The organism is Pseudomonas citronellolis (genome assembly GCF_001586155.1).
GTDB lineage: Bacteria > Pseudomonadota > Gammaproteobacteria > Pseudomonadales > Pseudomonadaceae > Pseudomonas > Pseudomonas citronellolis.
In genome coordinates, this window is the sequence record NZ_CP014158.1 from 6,082,455 (window position 1) to 6,103,918 (window position 21,464).

Consider the following 21,464-nt stretch of genomic DNA (forward strand, 5'->3'; position numbering starts at 1 on the left):
AAACACAGTTTACAAATTTAAATTCATCCGCCATCGCAGCGTGCCTTGCCTGCCGCTGCCCGAGGAGAACCCCGAAATGACAGCGCTCGATCTACACAAGGAATACAACACCAGCTCCGCCGTCGCCCAGGACCTCGCCGCGCGCATCCGCGAATCCGGCGTGGAGTACCTGTACTACCAGGTGGTCACCCTCAGCGGCCGCGTGCTGGCCAAGGTGGTGCCGGCCAAGCACCTGCTGCGCAACCTGGAGAAGGGCGTGCAGTTCCACCGCACCGCGCTCTCCGACCTGCAGAGCACCCGCGCCGGCGTGCTGCTCGGTGGCGGCGCCCAGGCCGCGGAATTCACCGCCATCCCCGACGTCAGCAGCTTCAACGTGCTGCCCTGGGACAAGTCCATCGGCAGCTTCTTCTGCCGTCTGTACGAGCCCGACCACCGCCAGGAAGTGGCCGGCCAGGTGCTCGCCACCGACGCCCGCGGCCTGCTGATCGACAGCCACAAGGCCTTCACCGCCGACACCGGGCTGAGCCTGAAGACCGGCTGCGAGCCGGAGATGACCTGGTTCGGCGACAAGCTGGAGGTCAAGGTGCGCCCCGGCGCCAGCCCGGCCTACCACCTGGGCAACCTGGAGACCATGCGGCCGATCTTCCAGCGCGTGATGCAGTACGCCGGCGCCATGGGCCTGGACATGATCGAGGGCGACTACGAGGACCCGGGCCAGCTCGAACTGAACTGGATGTTCGACGACTGCCACCTCACCGCCGACCGCCTGGTGACCTACCGCCTGATCTGCCGCCAGGTGGCCAACGAGTTCGGCGTGCGCGCCAGCTTCATGCCCAAGCCCACCACCGGCAGCATGGGCAGCGGCTGCCACCACAACTTCAGCCTGTGGCGCGGCGAGCAGAACGTGCTGGCCGAAGCCGGCCGCCGCGAACTGCACCTGACCGACACCGGCCGCCACGCCCTCGGTGGCCTGCTGGCCCACGCCCCCGGCTCGATGCTGGTGATGGCCTCCACCGTGAACTCCTACAAGCGCTTCTGGGACGCCGGCCTGTTCGCCCCCAACCGCCTGAACTGGGGCATGGACAACAAGACCTGCACCGTGCGCCTGTCGGCCAACGGCCGCCTGGAATACAAGCTGCCCGACGCCAGCGTGAACCCCTACCTGTCGCACACCCTGCTGCTGGCCGGCATCCGCGACGGCCTGGAAAACCGCACCGACCCGGGCGCCCCGGACAACAGCGACAGCATCCCCGTGGCCCGCGAGAACGTGCGCATGCCGATGACCCTCGGCGAAGCCGTGCAGGCCTTCGACGAAGACGCCGTGGTGCGCGGCGCGCTGCCGCCGGCGATGGCCGAGCTGTACCGCGACCTCAAGGCCGACGAATGGGCGCGCTATTGCTCCATCGTCACCGAGTGGGAAGCCAAGATGTACATGGACTACCTGCCATGAGCGGCGTACTGCGCGTTCTCTGCGCCGACCTGCCGGCCCCGCCGCTGTTCCACAAGGACGCCGAGGGCTACCGCCACGGCTACGAGTCCGACGTCGCCCGCGCCCTGGCCAGGCGCCTGGGCCGCGAAGCGCAGTTCGTCTACCGCAACTGGGCGGACTTCTACCCGGCGCTGCAGGCCGGCGACGCCGATATCCTGCTGTGCGGCCAGGGCATCTCCAACTACCGCCTGACCCTCGCCGACTTCACCGCGCCCTACGCGGTGTTCGACGAGGCCGTGATGGTGCTGCGCGGCAGCCTGGTGCGCAGCCCGGCGGACCTGGTCGGCAAGCGCGTCGGGGCGATCGCCAACAGCCTCAACATGGCCCTGGCGGAAACCTTCGAAGGCTGCATCACCGTGCCCTTCGGCGGCGACACCGACGACGTGCTCGGCGACATGGTCCGGGCCCTGCGCGAAGGCCATATCGACGCCCTGGTGGACGACGACGTGGCGCTGGTGCCGCTGGCCGAGGAGCCCGACCTGGCCATCGGATTCAGCGTGCCCACCCACAACCGCTGGGGCATCGCGGTGAAGCGCGGCCAGGGGCCGTGGCTGGACGAGGTGGACAGCGCCCTGGCGGCGCTGAAGGCAGACGGCGAACTGCAACGCATCTGGCAACGGTGGATGCCGAGCCTGGCCTACCCGTTCTGACACAACTCGCGGCAATCGGCCGCCCCTTTGGGGCGGCCGCTTTCTACATTGAACTCTGAGTATGAGGTTATACTGCGCCAGCCCCTCACCCCCTCCGGCCCTTACAGGAGTTCTGGCTCCGGCGCCCAGCACCCGCCGCGGCTGCAACGCAGTATGAATGGATCCTCACCCACCGCTCCCGGCCCGTTCATCCGCCTGCGCCAGGAAGGCCGCACCGAAGAGGTCGTGCGCCGGCTGATGGACGCCATCGACCTCGGCCTGTTCGCCGAGGGCCAGCAACTGCCCAGCGAGACCGAGTTGGCCATGCAGTTCGGCGTGGCCACCGTGACCCTCCGCGAAGCCCTGGCCTACCTGCGCCAGCGCGGCGTCATCGAGACCCGCCGCGGGCGCAACGGCGGCAGCTTCATCCGCGCCATCGAGGAAATCCCCGCCGAGATCGTCTTGAGCCGCCTCGACGAGCTGAGCACCATCGACCTGCGCGACCTCTGCGACGAACACATCGCCATTTCCGGCACCGCCGCCCGCCTGGCCGCCCGCCGCGCCTCCCGCGAGCACCACCAGCACCTGGCGCAGTACATAGAGACCCTGGGCAAGGCCGGTACCCGCCACGAACGCCGCCGCGCCGACGCGCGCTTCCACATCGAGATAGCGGTGGCCTCGCAGTCGGTGCGCCTCACCCACGCGGAAATCCGCCTGCAGGCGGAGATCGGCGAGCTGCTCTGGCTACCGGTGCCCGGCGCGCCCGGCGTGGAAACCATCCAGCAGGAGCACACGGCGATCCGCGAGGCGATAGTCGCCGGCGACCCGAACCTGGCCGGCGCCCTGGTCGAGGCCCACGTCAACCGCGGCATCAAGCGCCTGATCGACATGAAGCTGGAACTCCTGGCCCAGGAAGCGCCCTAGGCCGAACGGCCCCACGCAGGAGCGCGCCCTGCGCGTGTATCGCGGACAAGGTCCGCTCCTACGGTTCCAGGAAACACGGCTTTTCGTAGGATGGTGTTGAGCGAAGCGATACCCATCGCCAAGGCAGCATTCACAGCTCAACCCACCCTACGTGGAAGTCGACTGCGTACACCTGTAAGCGGGCCCTGCCCGCGATTCGCGCGCAGGGCGCGCTCCTACAGGTGGATTCGGAGCCAATTGGCACAACCCTTGCCCTGTTTTTCCCGTGCAAACCTCTGATTTAGGATTTTTATCCGCCGGAGGTCCGTTTCCCCTTAGAACAAGAGACTCCAGGCCATGGCGAGCGCAGTGTGTGAAACCCCGTTGGACGAGTGCGCCCAGCGCATCGACGTGTCGATCAGTAACATCTTTGCCCAGATCGACACCCTGGCCAACGCCATCGACAGCATCTGGCGCGAGGCCGACGGCAGGCCCGTGGATTCCGCCGACCTGGCCAGCCTGCGGCCGCTGATCGAAGGCTGCCTGACGCAGCCCGGCGCCTGCCTGCAGGGCTGTGGCGTGGTGCTGCAGCCGGGCGTGCTGCGCGACAAGGAGATGTACCTGGAGTGGCGCCAGCTGGGCGCCGGCGGGCGCACCGTGCCGCTGAGCCTGAACTTCAACCGGCGCAGCGAGAACTTCTACGACTACTGCGCCATGCCCTGGTTCGCCATCCCGCGCGACAGCGGGCGCAGCAGCGTGGTCGGTCCCTACGTCGACCTCTACGGCCAGGACATGTACATCCTCACCTTCTCCCGCCCGCTGCTGCTGGAGGGGCGCTTCCTCGGCGTGGCCGCCGCGGACATCGCGCTGAACCGCTTCGAGCGGGTGGTCACCGCCAAGCTCATGCGCCTGGAGCACGAGGCGCTGATCCTCAGCGGCGAGGGCCGGGTGGTGGCGGCCAACACCGCCAATTTCATCGCCGGCGAGATAGCCAGCCTGGGGCTGGCCAGCGATACCCGCTGCCAGCGCGCCAACCTGGCCGAGCAGTCCGCGCACTGGACCCTGGTGCAACTGCCGGAGAAGCGCCACCGCGCAGCCTGAGCCCGCCAGTGCTCCCGAAGGGAGCAATGCGGCGTTACTCCGCCCCATTTTCGTCCCCCGCCGGGGCGCTGCGCTGCCCTGGCGGCCCCGTCGCCCGGGCCGTTGCGCGCAAGAGCCCGCCGCTCTAGCTCCAGCCTTCCCCCCCTCCAGCGCAGAGCGCCCAACAAAACATTTTAAATCATATGTAATATGGCATAGGCTGTGCTTGCTCCACGCAGGCGGCTGCCGCTGTTACCCAGGCACGGCCGCCCCGGTTTTCACCGCTGCCGCCACACGCCGTGGGCAGCGGGCTCCCAGTCCCGATCCATCTGTTCAATGCCGACGTGCATAGCCATACAGGAACAATAACGATGAACAGTCCGATCCAACCCGGCATCGCCCCGGTCGACCGCGACGCGGAACAGCTCCGCGCGCTGGGCTATTCCTCCAACTTCGAACGCAGCATGAGCCTGTGGCAGAACTTCGCCCTGGGCTTCACCTACCTGTCGCCGGTGGTCGGCGTGTACAGCATCTTCGGCCTGTGCCTGGCCGCCGGCGGGCCGCCGATGTTCTGGTCGTACCTGCTGGTGGGCCTGGGGCAGATGCTGGTGTGCCTGATCTTCTGCGAAGTGGTCTCGCAGTTCCCGATCTCCGGCGGCGTGTACCCCTGGGCCCGACGCCTGGTGGGCAAGCGCTGGGCGTGGATGGTCGGCTGGATCTACTCGGTGTCGCTGTGCGTGACCATCGCCGCGGTGGCCCTGGGCGCCGGCCCCTACGTCGCCACGCTGCTCGGCTTCGAGGCCGACCCGGCGACCAACACCCTGATCGGCCTGAGCCTGACGCTGGTCGCCACCCTGCTCAACCTCAGCGGCACCAGGCTGCTGGCGCGGGTGGCCATGTTCGGCTTCCTCTGCGAGCTGATCGGCGCCATCGTCATCGGCGGCTACCTGCTGATCTTCGAACGCCACCAGCCGATCTCGGTGCTGTTCAACACCTTCGACATCCGCATCGACGGCGCCTACTGGCCGGCGTTCCTCACCGCCTCCCTGGCCGGCATGTTCCTCTACTACGGCTTCGAGGCCTGCGGCGACGTCGCCGAGGAAACCCCGAACCCCAGCCGGCGCATTCCCAAGGCCATGCGCATGACCATCTGGATCGGCGGCGGCGCCTCGATGTTCGCTGCCCTGGCGCTGATCCTCGCGGTGCCGGACATCGGCGCGGTGATCTCCGGCGCCGACAAGGACCCGATGAGCACCATCTTCGACGGCGCCTTCGGCCCGCTCGGCGCGCGCCTGGTGATGCTGGTGATCCTGGTGTCGTTCGTCTCCTGCGTGCTCAGCCTGCAGGCCGCCGCCAGCCGCCTGCTGTACTCCTACGCCCGCGACGAGATGGTCATGGGCAGCCGCCTGCTGCAGCGCCTGTCGCCCAACACCCACGTGCCCACCGCGGCCCTGGTGGTGTGCGGGGTGATTCCGGCGATCATCGTGTGCATCGGCTTCTACCTGCAGAACGCCATCGGCACCGTGGTCAGCTTCGCCGCCATCGGCATCTACCTGGCCTTCCAGATGATCGTCGGCGCCGCCCTGTTCGCCCGCCTGCGCGGCTGGAAGCCCAGCGGCGCCTTCACCCTGGGCAAGTGGGGCTGGCCGGTGAACATCGCCGCCCAGGTCTACGGCCTGCTGGCGATCATCAACATGTCCTGGCCGCGCACGCCGGACGCGCCCTGGTACATCAACTACGGGATCATCCTGGTGGGCAGCATCGTGATCGCCGTGGGGCTGGTGTACATGACGGTGTTCAAGCCCTACGACAAGGGCACGGCGCCGGCTGGGGACGCCTGGAAGCTGGCTCGGCATTGAGGCCTGGCCTGAAGAAGAACGCCCGGTGAATGCCGGGCGTTTCTTTTTGAAGAGGGGTCAAGGGCTGGGGAGAGGGAGCAACTGTCTGCGCCGAGGCGTTTTTCGTAGGATGGGTTGAGCTTGCGAAACCCATGCGGTTGCGCTGATGGGTATCGCTTCGCTCAACGCCATCCTACGAAAAGCCATGCTCGCTCATGCGGTAGGAGACTTTGTCCGCGATTGGGCCCACCGGCCACGCCGGATGCGCCCCGCCGCTCACCCCACGATCGCCTCGAACCCCTGGCGGATCTGCTCCTCCGGCAGGTTGTCGCCGATGAACACGATCACGCTCTCGCGCGCGTCATCGCCCCAGGGCGTGTCCCAGTCGAAGCCGTACAGCCGCAGCACGCCCTGGAACACCAGGCGGCGCTCCTCGCCCTGGATGTTCAGCACGCCCTTGTAGCGCAACAGCGAGTTGCCGTGCCATTGCAGCAGGTCGTCCATGAACTCGCTCAGGCGCTCGATGTTCAGCGGCTTGTCGCTGCGCAGCACCAGGGTGCGGATGCGGTCGTCGCTGGCCGCCACCGGGCGCAGCGGCTGCAGCGGGCGCAGGCCGAGGTCGGCGTTGAGGTTGAAGCCGCGCACGTCGAGCAGGCGTTCCAGTTCGATGCGGCCGTGGTCCACCGGGTACAGCTCGGCGCGCCGGTTGATGCGCTGCAGGCGCTCGGCCAGGGCCTGGTACTGCTCGGCGCTGACCAGGTCGCGCTTGCTCACCAGGATGCGGTCGCCGAAGCCGACCTGGGCCTGGGCGATGGCTTCCTGCAGGTGGCGGTCGGCGTTGGCGGCATCCACCAGGGTGATGATGCCGTCGAGCAGGTAGCGCTCGCGCAGCGTCTCGTCGACGAAGAAGGTCTGCGCCACCGGCGCCGGGTCGGCCAGGCCCGTGCATTCGATCACCAGGCGGTCGAAGGCGATCTCGCCGCTGTCGCGCTGCTCCAGCAGCAGGTACAGCGAACGCTCCAGGTCGTTGTTGATGGTGCAGCAGACGCAGCCGTTGGACAGCGTCATGACCTGCGCCGGGGCATCGCCCAGCAGCTGGCCGTCGATGGGGGCGTCGCTGAATTCGTTCTCGATCACCGCGATCTTCAGGCCGTGCTCGGCCTGCAGGATGTGGCGCAACAGGGTGGTCTTGCCGGCGCCGAGGAAGCCGGTGAGCACAGTCACCGGAATCTGCGCGGGCACTACGGAATCACTCATGGGAACCATCCGGGCAGGAAAATGAAAACGGGCCGCTCGCTGGCGGCCCGTCCGTTTATACACCCATCCGCGGCTTCAGCAGCAACGGATCGGTCGCCCCTTGCCGCCGCCGTAGCGTGCCTCCTGGCGTTCGCGGAAGAACTCCTTGTAGCTCATCACCGGCTTGTCCGGGTGCTTGTTGCGCATGTGCTCGACATAGGTGTCGTAGTCGGGCATGCCCACCAGCATCCTGGCGGCCTGCCCGAGGTACTTGCCCATGCGGCTGAGGTCATTGAACACGTGTCACCTCCTGCCTCAGGCCTCGGGAATGGGCTGGAACGGCGCTTCCTTGTCGGTGCGCTCCTTCTTGGTCCAGGCCTTGGCGCCGACCTTGATGGAGTACACCAGCACGCTGAACACCACCAGCAGGAACAGCACGGTGAGGCCGGCGTTGATGTAGGCGTTGAGCATCACCGTCTTGACCTGGGCGAGGTCCTTGGCCGGGGCCAGGACCTGGCCGGCGTCCAGCGCGGCGCCGTACTTCTGCGCCAGGGCGACGAAGCCCACCGCCGGGTTGCCGTCGAAGATCTTGATCAGGCCCGCGGCGCTGGTGCAGATCAGCAGCCAGGCCGCCGGCAGCGCGGTGACCCACACGTACTGCTGGCGCTTCATCTTGATCAGCACCACGGTGGCGAGCATCAGGGCGATGCCGGCGAGCATCTGGTTGGAGATGCCGAACAGCGGCCACAGGGTGTTGATGCCGCCCAGCGGGTCGACCACGCCCTGGTACAGCAGCCAGCCCCACAGCGCCACGCAGCCGCCGGTGCCGACGATGTTGGCGCCCCAGGAGTCGGTCTTCTTCAGCGACGGGACGAAGTTGCCCAGCAGGTCCTGCAGCATGAAGCGCCCGGCGCGGGTGCCGGCGTCCACCGCGGTGAGGATGAACAGCGCCTCGAAGAGGATCGCGAAGTGGTACCAGAAGGCCATGGTGTTCTCGCCCGGCAGCACCTGGTGGAGGATGTGGGCGATGCCCACGGCCAGGGTCGGGGCGCCGCCGGCGCGGGCCAGGATGGTGGTCTCGCCGATGTCCTTGGCGGTCTGGGTGAGTATTTCCGGGGTGATGGCGAAGCCCCAGCCGCTGACGGTCGCGGCCACCGCGGCGACGTCGGTGCCGACCACCGCCGGCGGGCTGTTCATGGCGAAGTAGATGCCCGGCTCGATCACCGAGGCGGCGACCATGGCCATGATCGCCACGAAGGATTCCATCAGCATGCCGCCGTAGCCGATGTAGCGGGCGTCGGGCTCGCGGTTGAGCAGCTTGGGCGTGGTGCCCGAGGAGATCAGCGCGTGGAAGCCGGACACGGCGCCACAGGCGATGGTGATGAACAGGAAGGGGAACAGGCTGCCCTTCCACACCGGGCCGGTGCCGTCGGTGAACTGCGTCAGAGCCGGCATCTTCAGCTCCGGCATGACGATCAGGATGCCGATGGCCAGGGCGACGATGGTGCCGATCTTCAGGAAGGTCGACAGGTAGTCGCGCGGGGCCAGCAGCAGCCACACCGGCAGCACCGAGGCGATGGCGCCGTAGCCGATCAGCATCCAGACGATCTGCACGCCGTGGAAGGTGAACACCGGCGCCCATTCGGGGCTGGCCGCGACCTGCCCGCCGAGCCAGATGGAGCCCAGCAGCAGGGCCACGCCGACCACCGAGATCTCGCCGATGCGGCCCGGGCGGATGTAGCGCATGTACACGCCCATGAGGATCGCGATCGGGATGGTGGCCATCACCGTGAACATGCCCCAGGGGCTTTCCGCCAGGGCTTTCACCACGATCAGGGCAAGCACCGCGAGGATGATGATCATGATCAGGAACGCGCCGAACAGGGCGATGGTCCCCGCCACCTGCCCCATTTCCTCGCGCACCAGTTCACCCAGCGAGCGCCCGTTGCGGCGGCTGGAGATGAACAGGATCATGAAGTCCTGCACCGCGCCGGCCAGGACCACCCCGGCGATCAGCCAGAGGGTGCCGGGCAGGTAGCCCATCTGCGCGGCGAGCACCGGGCCCACCAGCGGGCCGGCGCCGGCGATGGCGGCGAAGTGGTGACCGAAGAGGATGTGCTTGTTGGTCGGGACGTAGTCCAGGCCGTCGTTGTTGAGCACCGCGGGGGTGGCTCGGTTGGGGTCCAGTTGCATCACCTTCTCGGCGATGAACAGGCTGTAGTAGCGGTAGGCGACCAGGTAGATGGCGACCGCCGCTACCACGATCCACAGGGCATTGATGGCTTCGCCGCGGCGAAGCGCCACGACTCCTAAGGCACATGCTCCGACTATCGCCACGATCGCCCAGGCGATGTGACGTAGCAGGCTGTTGTTATTGTTCATGGCGATGCTTCCGACTGTTGAAGGGCGAGAATTCGCAGGAAAAATTCTAGTCCTTTCCGGCGAGTCATTCATACGACCTTAGTCTAGAGCCGTTGCAACGATATTGCTGCCTGAAAAGGGGCGGTCTGGTGTCGCGGCCAGCGCCGCGCAGACCGCTCTGCGTCGAGGGTTTGCGCGCGGGCCGGCGCGGGCTGGGAAGCTCAGGCGGGTTGCTTGGTGTAACGCGCCAGAACTCCGAGCCCCTTTCCCGGAATCTTGTTGTCCATGCTCCGCTGCGCCTTGGTTTGATGGGGAACCGCCCTAGCAGCTTTGGCGACGCCCGGACGGCTGTCAAACCGCCGGCCGGCGATGCGACGGGCGACAGGGGCTTGGCTATAGTGAGGCGAACGCAAATCGGCCGGAGAGCCCACCCATGAGTGACGATCACGCTGAACGACGGCGCTTCAGCCGCATCGCCTTCGACGCCAGCACCGAGGTCGCCCAGGACGGCCAGCGCTGGAAGGCCGAATTGCAAGACCTGTCGCTGCAGGGCCTGCTGGTGACCCGCCCGCCGGGCTGGAACGGCGACCCGGGCAAGCCCTTCGAGGTGCGCATCTACCTGGGCTTCGACGCCAACATCTACATGGAGGCGGACCTGGCCTGGGAACGCGAGGGCCTGCTGGGCTTCATCTGCCGGCACATCGACCTGGACTCCATCAGCCACCTGCGCCGCCTGGTGGAACTCAACCTGGGCGACGCGAGCCTGCTGGAGCGCGAGCTGACGGCGCTGGGGGAACAGGCGTAGGGCGTACAACCGTTCGCGGTTGTACGCCGTTTGACCCAGGGTATGGCCCGCGCCCAGGTCAGCCTCGGGGCTGCCGGGAATCACGGTTAACCGGCGGATAACGTCGAACGTTATCCGCCCTACGCCGCCCCACCCACGCCATTCCAATGTAGGAGCGCGCCCTACGCGCGATTCGCGGGCAGGGCCCGCTCCTACAAGGTTGCCGGGGAGCACGGCATTCCTCCCCCGTAGGAGCGGACCTTGTCCGCGATAGCCGGAACTATCGGCGCGATTCGCGGATGAGATCCGCTCCTACGCCGCCCCACCCACGCCATTCCCCTGTAGGAGCGCGCCCTGCGCGCGAATCGCGGGCAGGGCCCGCTCCTACAGGTTGCCGGGGAGCACGGCATTCCTCCCCCGTAGGAGCGGACCTTGTCCGCGATAGCCGGAACTATCGGCGCGATTCGCGGATGAGATCCGCCTACGCTGCCCCACCTGCGCCATTCCCCTGTAGGAGCGCGCCCTGCGCGCGAATCGCGGGCAGGGCCCGCTCCTACCGTATGGGCGGGCGGTGCGCGCTATTCGAACAACGCATCCAGCGCCTGCTCCAGGCGCGTCACCGGGATCACCTGCAGTCCCGGCGGGGCCTCCTTCGGGGCGTTGCCCTGGGGCACGATGGCGCGCTTGAAGCCGTGCTTGGCGGCTTCCTTCAGGCGTTCCTGGCCGCTGGGCACCGGGCGCACCTCGCCGGACAGGCCGACCTCGCCGAACACCAGCAGCTGGTGATCCAGCGGCCGGTTGCGCAGGCTGGACATCACCGCCGCCATCAGCGCCAGGTCCGACGCGGTTTCCAGCACCTTCACCCCGCCCACCACGTTGAGGAACACGTCCTGGTCGTAGGTGGGGATGCCGCCGTGGCGGTGCAGCACCGCCAGCAGCATGGCCAGGCGGTTCTGGTCCAGGCCCAGGGTGACGCGCCGCGGGTTGGCCAGGTGGCTGGTGTCGACCAGCGCCTGCACCTCCACCAGCATCGGCCGCGAGCCTTCCCAGGTGGCCATGACCACGCTGCCGGGCACCGATTCCTGGGCGCGGGTGAGGAAGATCGCCGAAGGGTTGGAGACCTCCTTCAGGCCACGGTCGGTCATGGCGAACACGCCCAGTTCGTTGACCGCGCCGAAGCGGTTCTTCACCGCCCGCAGCAGGCGCAGGCGGCCGTCGGACTCGCCCTCGAAATACAGCACGGTGTCAACCATGTGCTCCAGCACCCGCGGGCCGGCCAGGGCGCCTTCCTTGGTGACGTGGCCGACCAGGAAGATCGCCGTGCCGCTCTGCTTGGCGAAGCGCACCAGCAACGCGGCGCTCTCGCGCACCTGGGCGACGCCGCCGGGGGCCGATTGCAGCTGTTCGGTGAAGATGGTCTGGATGGAGTCGATCACCATCACCTTGGGCTGCTCGTGGCGAGCAGTGGCGATGATGCTTTCTATGCAGGTCTCGGTCATGACCTTGAGCTTGTCTTCCGGCAGGCCCAGGCGCCGCGCGCGCATGGCCACCTGCTGCTGCGACTCTTCGCCGGTGACGTAGAGCGCGGGCATGCGGTTGGCGATGCTGCACAGAGTCTGCAGGAGGATGGTCGACTTGCCGATGCCGGGGTCGCCGCCGATGAGCACCACGGAGCCGTCCACCAGGCCGCCGCCGAGGACGCGGTCGAGTTCGTTGGAGGCGGTGCTGAAGCGCGGCATCTCCTCGACGCTGACTTCCGCCAGGGTCTTGATGTTGGCCTGCTGCCCGGCCCAGCCGCCGCGTCCGGAACTGCCGGAGCCGCCGGTAGGCGTGGTGTCGAGAACGGTCTCCACCAGGGTGTTCCAGGCGCCGCAGTCGGCGCACTGGCCGGCCCATTTGGGGAAGGTGGCGCCGCACTCGGTGCAGCCGTACATGCGCTTGGCCTTGGCCATGGGCGGACTCCGTCGAAGACAAAGCCCGCATCATAGCGGTTCGCGCCTGGCGCTTCAGCCCGCTGCGACAGTGGCCGACGGATACGGCCGAAGGATCAGCCCGCCAGCAGGCGGTACTGGCTCTCCATGTCGTAGCGCAGGCCTTCGCGGCGCATGATCAGCGCGGCCAGGGTGCCGTCCGGACGCTCGATGCCCTCCTCCACCCGGCTGATGCGCTGGTCCAGCAATTCGTACTGCAGTTTCAGACGTACCAGACGCTCCTGGGCCCGGTGCGGATCGAACGAGGTCTTGGCCTGCTTGCGGAGGGTCTTGCCGAGGGGACGCTGCTCTTTACGCATGGCTGATCACCAGCAGTAGAAAAAGTTGTCCGAAGACTACGCCCGACCTCGGCGAGCTCCCTTGATATCGATCAAGCTCAGCTTGAACGCTGCAGCAGCTCGGCGATCTCGTCCTTCAGGGCGACGCGCTGCAGCTTGAGGTTGTTCAGGGCCAGGTCATCCAGCGGCTCGCGGCCGTCCTCGATGTCGTAGATGCGCCGGTCCAGCTCCTCGTAGGTGCCGGCCAGGCGGGTGAAATGGCTGTTCTCGCCGATGAGCTTGGCGATCTTGGCGCGCTGATCGGGAAACTCACGGGCCAGGGGATGGTGCTCCAGCGGCATGGCGGTCCTCCTTACTGCGTGGGTGGATGATTCCCTTCAGCCTAGACCACCACCGAATTTCGCCCAGCGCCGCCGGTCATGCCGGAACTTTTGCGCTGGCGGCTGTCCATGCCGGCTCGGGGGAGTGTTCAACACCGGCGCGGCCGCTAAACTCCCCCCTGTCCCCTCTATCCCTACAAGGAGTCTGTGCATGAGTCTGCTTAGCGAGTTCAAGGCCTTTGCCGTCAAAGGCAACGTGGTCGACATGGCCGTCGGTATCATCATCGGCGCCGCCTTCGGCAAGATCGTCTCGTCCTTCGTCGGCGACGTGATCATGCCGCCGATCGGCCTGCTGATCGGCGGGGTCGACTTCTCCGACCTGGCCATCACCCTCAAGGCCGCCCAGGGCGACGCTCCGGCGGTGGTGCTGGCCTACGGCAAATTCATCCAGACCTGCCTGGACTTCCTGATCGTCGCCTTCGCCATCTTCATGGGCGTGAAGGCCATCAACCGGCTCAAGCGCGAAGAGGCCGCCGCCCCCGAGGCACCGCCGGCGCCGACGCCCCAGGAAGTGCTGCTGACCGAGATCCGCGACCTGCTGAAGAACCAGCAGAACCGCAGCTGAGCCGGCCCCGCGCGCCGTCAGGCGGCGCGCGGCGGCTGCAGCAGCAGGCGCTCGACGCGCCGCTCCTTCACCTCCAGCACCCGCAGGCGCCAGCCGCGGTGCTCCAGTTCGTCACCGGCCGCTGGCAGGCGGTCCAGCAGGTGCAGCGCCAGGCCGCCCAGGGTGCGGCAATCCTCCGGCGCCTGGCCGCGGAAGCCGATGCGTTCGGCCAGCAGCGCCAGGGTGGTGGCGCCGCGCACGCGCCAGCCATCGCTGCCCTTCTCGATGTCCGGGCCGGTCATCTCGCTGGCGTCCGGCAGTTCGCCGGCGATCGCCTGGAGGATGTCGGTCAGCGTCAGCAGGCCCTCGAAACCGCCGAACTCGTTGACCACGAAAGCCACGTGGGTCGAGGCCTGGCGCATCTGCTCCAGGGCGCCGAGCACGCTGCAGCTGTCCGGCAGGTTCAGCGGCGCCCGCAGCAGCGGCTCGATGTCCGGCTGGCGGCCGGCGAGGATGGCCTTCAGCAGTTCCTTCTTGTGCACGTAGCCCAGCGGCTCGTCGACCTGGCCGGCGCGGATCACCAGCAGGCGCGAGTAGGGCGAATCCAGCAGCACCTGGCGCGTCTGAGCGGCATCGGCGTCCAGGTCGATGCGGTGTACCTCGGTGCGTTCGGTCATCACCGAGCGGATGGAACGCTCGGCCAGCTCCAGCACGCCGCTGATGAGCACCCGCTCGCGGCGGTCGAAGGGCGCGTCGGCCGGCTCTTCGCCCAGCATGTCGGCGATTTCCTCGCCCACCTCGTCGGCCTCCACCTTGCCGCCCAGCAGGCGCAGCACCGCGTAGCGCGTGCGCTCGCGCGGGCCGCGGCTGCCCTGCAGGCTGCGCCGGCGGCGCCAGCGCACCGCCTGGTTGGCCAGCTCGATGAGGATCGAGAAGCCGATGGCGGCGTACAGGTAGCCCTTCGGGATGTGCAAGCCCAGGCCCTCGGCGGTGAGGCTGAAGCCGATCATCATGAGGAAGCCCAGGCACAGCATGATCACCGTGGGGTGGGCGTTGACGAAGGCGGTCAGCGGCTTGCTGGCGACCATCATCAGGGCCATGGAGAAGACCACCGCGATCATCATCACTTCCAGTTGCTCGACCATGCCCACGGCGGTGATCACCGCGTCCAGGGAGAACACCGCGTCGAGCACCACGATCTGCGCCACCACCGGCCAGAACGCGGCGTAGACGCGCGGGCCGCCAGCCTTGTGCACGCGGCCTTCCAGGCGCTCGTGCAGTTCCAGGGTGGCCTTGAACAGCAGGAACAGGCCACCGAACAGCATGATCAGGTCACGCCCGGAGAAGGCCTTGTCGAACACCTCGAACAGCGGTTCGGTGAGGGTCACCAGCCAGGAGATGCTGGCCAGCAGGCCCAGGCGCATCAGCAGCGCCAGCGACAGGCCGATCAGCCGGGCGCGGTCGCGCAGCTGCGGCGGCAGCTTGTCGGCGAGGATGGCGATGAACACCAGGTTGTCGATGCCCAGCACCAGCTCCAGCAGGATCAGGGTGAGCAGGCCGAGCCAGGCCGTAGGGTCCAGGAGCCACTCCATGGTCAGCTCCAGGGCGCGCGCAGGGGCGCGGCGAGGGTGTGGGGGAAGAAGGTATTACCGAAGGGGTCGTCGGCCGCCGGGGGCGGCTCGCTCGTGTGGCAGTCCATGGGGGTCCAGGGGCTATGGATGGACGGCCATCCTAAGGGCAAAGACGCCCGCCCCTTAAGCGGGCAATCTTTTCCAAATCTTGCCTACCAGTAGTTCTCCACGGCGATCTGCCCGGGCTTGCGCGTCAGCGCCAGGCTCATGCCGCGGGTCTTCAGCGCCGTGCGGGTGTCCTCGATCATCTGCGGGTTGCCGCAGAGCATCACCCGCGAATGCTCGGGGGTGAGTTCCAGGCCGGCGGCGCGTTCCAGCTCGCCGTTCTCGATCAGCGTGGTGATGCGCGCGCCCAGGCAACCGGGCACCTGCTCGCGGGTCACCACCGGGATGAACTGCAGCTTGTGCGCGTGCTCGGCCAGGTAGTCGCGCCCGGCCAGGCCGGCGATCAGCTCGCGGTACGCCAGCTCCTTTTCCTCGCGGGCGCTGTAGACCAGCTTGATGGTCTCGAAGCGCTCCCACACCTCGAAGTCCTGGAGGATCGACAGGAAGGGCGCAAGCCCGGTGCCGGTGGCCAGCAGCCAGAGGTCGCGGCCGTCGGGGAAGCGGTCGAGGGTGAGGAAGCCGAAGGCCTGGCGGTCGACCAGCAGCTGGTCGCCCTCGCGCAGGCGGCTCAGCTCGCTGGTGAACTCCCCGCCCGGCACCACGATGGAGAAGAACTCCAGGTGCTCGTCGTGGGGCGCCGAGACCATCGAATAGGCGCGCCAGACGATGCTGCCGCTGGGCTTGTACACGCCCAGGCGGGCGAACTGCCCGGCGCGGAAGCGAAAGCCCGCGTCGCGGGTGGTGCGCAGGGTGAACAGGCTGGGGGTCAGCGTCTGCACGTCGAGCAGCGTCTGACGGGTGAACTTCTCTTCGCTGGCGGTCATACTCCGCTCCCGATCCAATCTCTGCCTACAGTTTCTCCCATCGCAAGAGCGAGAAACACCGTCAGATATCAGGGCCTTTGCCGCAAACCGCGGCGGGCCTGACCTGGCGCAACGAAAAAGCGATGCCCATGCCGACCTTCCACACGCCCTTCGCCGAACTCGACCTGATCCGCCAGCCGGAGCAACGCAACGACCCGCTGCAAGCCTTCGACGCCGCCGACGAATACCTGCTGCGCCAGGTGGCCGCCGACGGCCTGGCCGGCGATTGCCGGGTGCTGGTGCTCAACGATGCCTTCGGCGCCCTGGCCGCGGGCCTGGCCGGGCACGCGCAGGTGACCAGCAGCGGCGACTCCTTCCTCGCCGCCCTGGCCCTGGGCAAGAACCTGGCGCGCAACGGCCTGGCGGAGGACGCGGTGGCCTTCGTGCCGGCCAGCGAAACCCCGGCGGGCCCCTTCGACCTGGTGCTGCTGCGGGTGCCCAAGACCCTGGCCCTGCTGGAGGAACAGCTGATCCGCCTGCACGGCCGCCTGGCGCCGGGCGCGCGGGTGATCGCCGGGGCCATGGTCAAGCACCTGCCGCGCGCCGCCGGCGACCTGCTGGAGAAATACATCGGCCCGGTGCAGGCCTCGCTGGCCGAAAAGAAGGCCCGCCTGCTATTCGCCACGCCTGTGGATAAAGCTCCGGTCGCCTCGCCCTACCCCACCCGCTACACGCTGGACGAGCCGAAGCTGGAACTGCTCAACCACGCCAACGTGTTCTGCCGCGAAGGCCTGGACATCGGCACCCGCGCCTTCCTCCCGCACCTGCCGCGCGGCCTGGGCCACGCGCGGGTGGCGGACCTGGGCTGCGGCAACGGCGTGCTCGCCATCGCCAGCGCCCTGGCCAACCCGGAGGCCCACTACAGCCTGGTGGACGAATCCTTCATGGCTGTGCAGTCGGCCCGCGAGAACTGGCGCGCTGCCCTGGGCGAACGCGAGGCGGAATTCCGCGCCGCCGACGGCCTGGCCGGGCAGCCGGCGGACTCGCTGGACGTGGTGCTGTGCAACCCGCCCTTCCACCAGCAGCAGGTGGTCGGCGACTTCCTCGCCTGGCGCATGTTCCAGCAGGCCCGCCACGCGCTGGTCAGCGGCGGCCAGCTGTGGATAGTCGGCAATCGCCACCTGGGCTACCACGCCAAGCTCAAGCGCCTGTTCCGCGGCGTCGAACAGGTGGCGGCGAACCCGAAGTTCGTGGTGCTCAAAGCGAGCAAGTAGGACCGACGGTCATTGCCTTCCGCAGGGCGACGGCGCAGGATACACACATAGCTGTACACACATATCTGTGGAGGCCCTTGCCATGTCTTCGCCCACACTCCCCAGCCGCGTCTTCATGAACGGCAACAGCCAGGCGGTGCGCATTCCCCAGGAGTTCCGCCTGGACGCCAGCCGCGTGGAAATCCGCCGCCAGGCCAATGGCGACCTGGTCATCCACCCGCTGCCCGAGGACCGCGGCGAGGCGTTGCTGCAGGCGCTGTCCGGCTTCGACGACGAGTTCATCGAAGCACTGGAAGAAGGGCAGCGCGAACAGCCGCCGATGCAGGAGCGGGAAGAGCTGTGAAATACCTGCTCGACACCAACATCCTCATCTACCTGCTGAAGAACCGCCCGGAATCCGTGGCCCGACGGGTCAACGCCCTGCCCGCCGACGCCGGCCTGTGCATGTCCTTCTTCACCTACGCCGAACTGCTCAAGGGCGCCGAACGCAGCACCCGGCGCAGCGAGGTCCTGCGCCAGCTGGAGCGCCTGACGCGCCAGGTGACGGTGGTCTACGACGGCACTCCGCGCCTGTGCGAGCACTACGCGACGCAGTTCACCCGCCTAAAGCTGGCCGGCACGCCGATCGGCGCCAACGACCTGAGGATCGCCTGCCACGCCCTGGCGCTGGAGGCGACCCTGGTGACGCACAACACTCGCGAGTTCGAACGCATCGACGGGCTGAGCCTGGAAGATTGGGCGGCCGAGTAGGGCATCGCGGATGGAGTCCGCTGCTACGCGGCCCCAACCGCGCCGCTCCCCTGTAGGAGCGCGCCCTGCGCGCGAATCGCGGGCAGGGCCCGCTACAAGTTACCGGGAGGCACGGTATTCCTCCCCCGTAGGGACCTTGTCCGCGATAGCCGGACGTATCGGCGCGTTTCGCGGATGAGATCCGCTCCTACGCTGCCCCAGCCGCGCCATTCCCCTGTAGGAGCGCGCCCTGCGCGCGAATCGCGGGCAGGGCCCGCTCCTACAAGTTGCCGGGGAGCACGGTATGCCCCCGTAGCGGACCTTGTCCGCGATAGCCGGACGTATCGGCGCGGATCGCGGATGAGATCCGCCTACGCCGCCCCACCCGCGCCACGCCCCTGTAGGAGCGCGCCCTGCGCGCGAATCGCGGGCAGGGCCCGCTACAAGTTGCCGGGGAGCACGGTATGCCTCCCCCGTAGGAGCGGACCTTGTCCGCGATAGCCGGACGTATCGGCGCGGTTCGCGGATGAGATCCGCTCCTACGCTGCCCCAGCTGCGGCATTCCCTTGTAGGAGCGAGCTTGCTCGCGAACCATGCCGTGCCTGTAGCGGTTCGCGAGCAAGCTCGCTCCTACGAAGAGCCGGGTGTTAGGGCCGCGGGGGTGTCTACGTCGCGCAGGACGCCGGGGTCGTTCACGTCGATGGGTTGCCAGGCTTCGCAGTGGGCTTGCAGCACCGCGCGGGCGCCTTCGTCGCCTTGCAGGGCGCGGAGTTCCGGCCAGAAGGCTCGGCCGAAGAGGACCGGGTGGCCGCGTTGGCCTTGGTGCTGGGGGAAGACGATGCGCTGTTCGCTGGCCTGCGAAGCCAGCAGGCGCAGGGTTTGCGGGGCTATCCAGGGCATGTCGGCGAGCAGGATCGCGACGCTGGTGGCCGGGTTGTCGGCCAGCGCGGCGACGCCGGCGGCGAGGCTGTGGCCCAGGCCGGATTCCGCCTCCGCGCAGCGCACGATGGAGATATCCACAGGTACGCCAAGCGCCGCCGCATCATCCTCCGGGCGCAGCACCACGCAGACCTCGTCGAACGCCTCGCAGGCATTGGCCAGGCTAGCCGCCAGCAAACCACGGCCATCGGCCAGGCGCGCCTGGCGCTTGTCGGCGCCGAAGCGCCGGCCGAAGCCGGCCGCCAGCAGCAGCGCGACGGTCGTCACAGGCTTTCGCGCTCGATGCCGCTGCGGGTGCGGAGGATGTCGGCGAGCACCGCCAGGGCGATTTCCGCCGGGGTCTTGCTGCCCAGGTTGAGGCCGATGGGCGCGTGGATGCGCGCCAGCTCCGTCTCGCCCAGGCCGCCGACGCGCTCCAGGCGTTCCATGCGCCTGGCCGAGGTGGTGCGCGAGCCCATCACGCCGATGTAGAAGGCCTCGGTGCGCACCGCTTCGAGCATCGCCAGGTCGTCGATCTTCGGGTCGTGGGTCAGCGCCACCACCGCCGTGTCCGCATGGCAGCCGCCGTTGGCGATGAAGATCGACGGCAGCTCGCGGCGAATCTCGATGCCGTCCAGCTCCACGCCATCCAGCGCTTCCTCGCGCGGATCGCAGAGGATCACTTCAAAGCCCAGGCCCTTGCCGAACTCGGCGCAGGCATGGGCCACGCTGGAATAGCCGGCCAGCAGCAGGCGCTGGGCCGCGCCGACGCGCAGCTGCACCGTGCCGGCGTCGCGTTCCACCCGGGGGCCGTGGCTGTGGTCGTCGTTCAGGCTGCGCGCGCCGCTGGCCAGGTCCACCCGGCGCAGCAGGCGGCGCTGGCCGAGCAGCGCCGCTTCCAGTTCGCGCAGGTGCGCCTGGACTTCGCAGTCCGGCGCCAGGTTTTCCACCAGCACGTCGAGGATGCCGCCGCAGGGCAGGCGGATGTTGCTGCGCTCGTCGCCTTCGCCGTAGCGCACCACCTTCACCGGCTCGGCGAACTCCCCGGCGGCCACGCGCTCGAGGAAGTCATCCTCGACGCAGCCGCCGGACAGCGAGCCCACCCACTGCCCGCCCTGGTTCACCGCCAGCAGCGAGCCCGGCGCGCGCGGCGCCGAGCCGTAGGTGAAGAGCACGGTGCAGAGCCAGACACGCTGGCCCTCGCGGGACCAGCGCAGCGCCTGGCGGATCACTTGCAGATCGAGATGTTGCACTTCACATCGCCTTGCCGGCATGGACCGGCACACCATCGGACTTCAGTTGCGCAACCGCCTTGGCGTCGAGGTCGCCAGGCAGACCACCCCAGCTTTGACGCAGGTAGTTGAGCAGATCGGTGAGTTGCGCGTCATCCAGTTTATCCGCGAAGCCGGGCATCGGCTGCATGCGTTCGAAGCCGCCGAACTGCTGTTCGCCGATGCCGTCGACGATCACCCGCAGCAGGTTGCGCGAGTCGGCCAGGCGCAGGGTGGTGTTGCCCTGCATGGCCACGGCGATGTGCGGCTTGCCCTCGCCTTCGGTGCCGTGGCAGCCGGCGCAGACGTTGAGGTACTGCTGGCGGCCGCGCTTGGCGCTGGCGGACAGCTGTGGATAAGCCACCGCCTGCACCGCCCTGGCCGCCGGCGGCTGGTCGCCCAGCAGGTAGCTGGCCATGGCCTGCAGGTCGGCGCTGTCCAGGTGCTGGGTGCTGTGGTGCAGCACCGGGAACATCTCGTTGAACATGCTGCCCTGGGCGCTCATGCCGTGCTCCAGGAAGGCCGACAGATCGGCGTGATTCCAGCCGCGCGCGGCCAGGTCCCCGGGCAGCAGGCTGGGCGCCAGGTAGCCGTTGAGCAGGGCGCCGGACAGGCGCTTGTCCTGCTGCAGCGCGCCGATGGCGTTGCGCGGGGTGTGGCATTCGCCGCAGTGGCCGAGCACTTCCACCAGGTACTGGCCGCGCTGCCAGGGCTCGCTCTTGCCCTCGGCGCTCTGCAGCTGGACGCTCTTGCCGTACAGCAGGTTCCAGCCCGAGAGCCCCGCGCGCACGTTGAACGGGAAGCTCAGCGCGGTCTCGGGCGCGGCGCGGTGCACCGGCTCGACGGTCATCAGGTAGGCGTGGATGGCGTCGGAATCCTCGCGCCTGATCAGGTGGTACGAGGTGTAGGGCATCGCCGGGTAAAGGTTGGCGCCGTCCTTGCGCTTGCCCTCGGTGAGGGCGGCGAAGAAGTCGTCGGCGCTGTAGTTGCCGATGCCGTAGTCCTTGTCCGGGGTGATGTTGCTGCCGTAGATGGTGCCGAACGGCGAGGCGATCGGCAGGCCGCCGGCGAAGGGCGCGCCGCCCGCCGCGGTGTGGCAGGCCATGCAGTCGGCGGCGCGGGCCAGGTACTCGCCGCGCTTGACCAGGTCGGCGTTGGCGGCCTGGGCGCCGGCGACCAGGCCCGCACTCAGCAGCAGGCCGGTTAGCAGTCGAGCCATG

At 68.2% G+C, this 21,464-nt stretch carries 21 protein-coding genes; 10 read left to right on the forward strand and 11 right to left on the reverse strand.

Features of this window, described 5'->3' with window-relative positions; genetic code table 11:
• Positions 1–76 precede the first annotated feature (76 nt).
• From PcP3B5_RS26640 to PcP3B5_RS26660, 5 genes are all read left to right on the forward strand, one after another.
• On the forward strand, positions 77–1,450 hold the full coding sequence (locus PcP3B5_RS26640; protein WP_061562832.1) for a glutamine synthetase family protein: 1,374 nt from the start codon (positions 77–79) through the stop codon (positions 1,448–1,450).
• Positions 1,447–2,139 (forward strand): substrate-binding periplasmic protein, encoded by a 693-nt coding sequence (locus tag PcP3B5_RS26645; protein ID WP_061562833.1) that lies wholly within the window; start codon positions 1,447–1,449, stop codon positions 2,137–2,139. The genes PcP3B5_RS26640 and PcP3B5_RS26645 overlap by 4 nt, the downstream gene beginning before the upstream one ends.
• Before the next feature lie 153 nt (positions 2,140–2,292).
• Complete coding sequence (locus PcP3B5_RS26650) at positions 2,293–3,042, forward strand: FadR/GntR family transcriptional regulator (protein ID WP_061562834.1); 750 nt, start codon at positions 2,293–2,295, stop codon at positions 3,040–3,042.
• A 336-nt stretch (positions 3,043–3,378) separates the two neighbouring features.
• Positions 3,379–4,122 carry a cache domain-containing protein gene (locus tag PcP3B5_RS26655; RefSeq protein ID WP_009613135.1) on the forward strand — a complete coding sequence of 248 codons (744 nt, stop codon included), beginning with the start codon at positions 3,379–3,381 and terminating at the stop codon, positions 4,120–4,122.
• Between the two features lie 350 nt (positions 4,123–4,472).
• Positions 4,473–5,960 carry an APC family permease gene (locus PcP3B5_RS26660; protein WP_061562835.1) on the forward strand — a complete coding sequence of 496 codons (1,488 nt, stop codon included), beginning with the start codon at positions 4,473–4,475 and terminating at the stop codon, positions 5,958–5,960.
• Positions 5,961–6,215: 255 nt separating this feature from the next.
• Here the strand turns inward: PcP3B5_RS26660 and yjiA are convergent, their stop codons facing one another.
• From yjiA to PcP3B5_RS26675, 3 genes are all read right to left on the reverse strand, one after another.
• The gene (gene yjiA / locus PcP3B5_RS26665; RefSeq protein WP_043268876.1) at positions 6,216–7,196 is read right to left on the reverse strand and encodes a GTPase; all 981 of its coding nucleotides are present in this window, start codon (positions 7,194–7,196) and stop codon (positions 6,216–6,218) included.
• A 75-nt stretch (positions 7,197–7,271) separates the two neighbouring features.
• The gene (locus PcP3B5_RS26670; protein WP_009613138.1) at positions 7,272–7,475 is read right to left on the reverse strand and encodes a YbdD/YjiX family protein; all 204 of its coding nucleotides are present in this window, start codon (positions 7,473–7,475) and stop codon (positions 7,272–7,274) included.
• Between the two features lie 15 nt (positions 7,476–7,490).
• Complete coding sequence (locus PcP3B5_RS26675) at positions 7,491–9,557, reverse strand: carbon starvation CstA family protein (RefSeq protein ID WP_058070081.1); 2,067 nt, start codon at positions 9,555–9,557, stop codon at positions 7,491–7,493.
• A 412-nt stretch (positions 9,558–9,969) separates the two neighbouring features.
• On the opposite strand from PcP3B5_RS26675, the gene PcP3B5_RS26680 reads away from it, so the two are divergent.
• Entirely contained in the window at positions 9,970–10,341 is a 372-nt protein-coding gene (locus PcP3B5_RS26680; protein ID WP_009613140.1) for a PilZ domain-containing protein, read from the forward strand.
• A 557-nt stretch (positions 10,342–10,898) separates the two neighbouring features.
• Here the strand turns inward: PcP3B5_RS26680 and radA are convergent.
• The 3 genes from radA to PcP3B5_RS26695 form a co-directional block, all read right to left on the reverse strand.
• The gene (gene radA / locus PcP3B5_RS26685) at positions 10,899–12,272 is read right to left on the reverse strand and encodes a DNA repair protein RadA (protein WP_058070082.1); all 1,374 of its coding nucleotides are present in this window, start codon (positions 12,270–12,272) and stop codon (positions 10,899–10,901) included.
• A 95-nt stretch (positions 12,273–12,367) separates the two neighbouring features.
• On the reverse strand, positions 12,368–12,610 hold the full coding sequence (locus tag PcP3B5_RS26690; protein ID WP_043268874.1) for a hypothetical protein: 243 nt from the start codon (positions 12,608–12,610) through the stop codon (positions 12,368–12,370).
• Between the two features lie 77 nt (positions 12,611–12,687).
• On the reverse strand, positions 12,688–12,930 hold the full coding sequence (locus PcP3B5_RS26695) for an HP1242/YdcH family protein (protein ID WP_009613144.1): 243 nt from the start codon (positions 12,928–12,930) through the stop codon (positions 12,688–12,690).
• Between the two features lie 190 nt (positions 12,931–13,120).
• Here PcP3B5_RS26695 and mscL point away from each other — a divergent pair, with 190 nt between their 5' ends.
• Positions 13,121–13,534, forward strand: coding sequence for a large-conductance mechanosensitive channel protein MscL (gene mscL / locus PcP3B5_RS26700; protein WP_043268871.1), 414 nt, complete (start codon positions 13,121–13,123; stop codon positions 13,532–13,534).
• A 17-nt stretch (positions 13,535–13,551) separates the two neighbouring features.
• On the opposite strand, the gene PcP3B5_RS26705 is transcribed toward mscL, so the two are convergent.
• Together PcP3B5_RS26705 and PcP3B5_RS26710 are read right to left on the reverse strand one after the other, a co-directional pair.
• Positions 13,552–15,105: a TerC family protein gene (locus PcP3B5_RS26705; protein WP_058070083.1), complete on the reverse strand. Its 1,554-nt coding sequence runs from the start codon at positions 15,103–15,105 to the stop codon at positions 13,552–13,554.
• A gap of 191 nt (positions 15,106–15,296) precedes the next feature.
• Positions 15,297–16,073, reverse strand: a complete 777-nt coding sequence (locus PcP3B5_RS26710; RefSeq protein ID WP_061562836.1) for a ferredoxin--NADP reductase — start codon at positions 16,071–16,073, stop codon at positions 15,297–15,299.
• Positions 16,074–16,201: 128 nt separating this feature from the next.
• Here PcP3B5_RS26710 and PcP3B5_RS26715 point away from each other — a divergent pair, with 128 nt between their 5' ends.
• From PcP3B5_RS26715 to PcP3B5_RS26725, 3 genes are all read left to right on the forward strand, one after another.
• Complete coding sequence (locus PcP3B5_RS26715) at positions 16,202–17,326, forward strand: methyltransferase (protein WP_061563339.1); 1,125 nt, start codon at positions 16,202–16,204, stop codon at positions 17,324–17,326.
• Positions 17,327–17,408: 82 nt separating this feature from the next.
• Positions 17,409–17,669 carry an antitoxin gene (locus tag PcP3B5_RS26720; RefSeq protein WP_009613156.1) on the forward strand — a complete coding sequence of 87 codons (261 nt, stop codon included), beginning with the start codon at positions 17,409–17,411 and terminating at the stop codon, positions 17,667–17,669.
• Positions 17,666–18,076, forward strand: a complete 411-nt coding sequence (locus PcP3B5_RS26725; protein WP_061562837.1) for a type II toxin-antitoxin system VapC family toxin — start codon at positions 17,666–17,668, stop codon at positions 18,074–18,076. Before PcP3B5_RS26720 ends, PcP3B5_RS26725 begins: the two co-directional genes overlap by 4 nt.
• 609 nt (positions 18,077–18,685) lie before the next feature.
• On the opposite strand, the gene PcP3B5_RS26730 is transcribed toward PcP3B5_RS26725, so the two are convergent.
• From PcP3B5_RS26730 to PcP3B5_RS26740, 3 genes are read right to left on the reverse strand one after another with little or no spacing between them, the layout of a single operon-like run.
• Positions 18,686–19,261: a nucleotidyltransferase family protein gene (locus PcP3B5_RS26730; RefSeq protein ID WP_061562838.1), complete on the reverse strand. Its 576-nt coding sequence runs from the start codon at positions 19,259–19,261 to the stop codon at positions 18,686–18,688.
• Positions 19,258–20,226: an XdhC family protein gene (locus tag PcP3B5_RS26735; protein WP_061562839.1), complete on the reverse strand. Its 969-nt coding sequence runs from the start codon at positions 20,224–20,226 to the stop codon at positions 19,258–19,260. The genes PcP3B5_RS26730 and PcP3B5_RS26735 overlap by 4 nt, the downstream gene beginning before the upstream one ends.
• Position 20,227: 1 nt before the next feature.
• On the reverse strand, positions 20,228–21,463 hold the full coding sequence (locus PcP3B5_RS26740) for a c-type cytochrome (RefSeq protein ID WP_061562840.1): 1,236 nt from the start codon (positions 21,461–21,463) through the stop codon (positions 20,228–20,230).
• Between the last annotated feature and the right edge of the window lies 1 nt (position 21,464).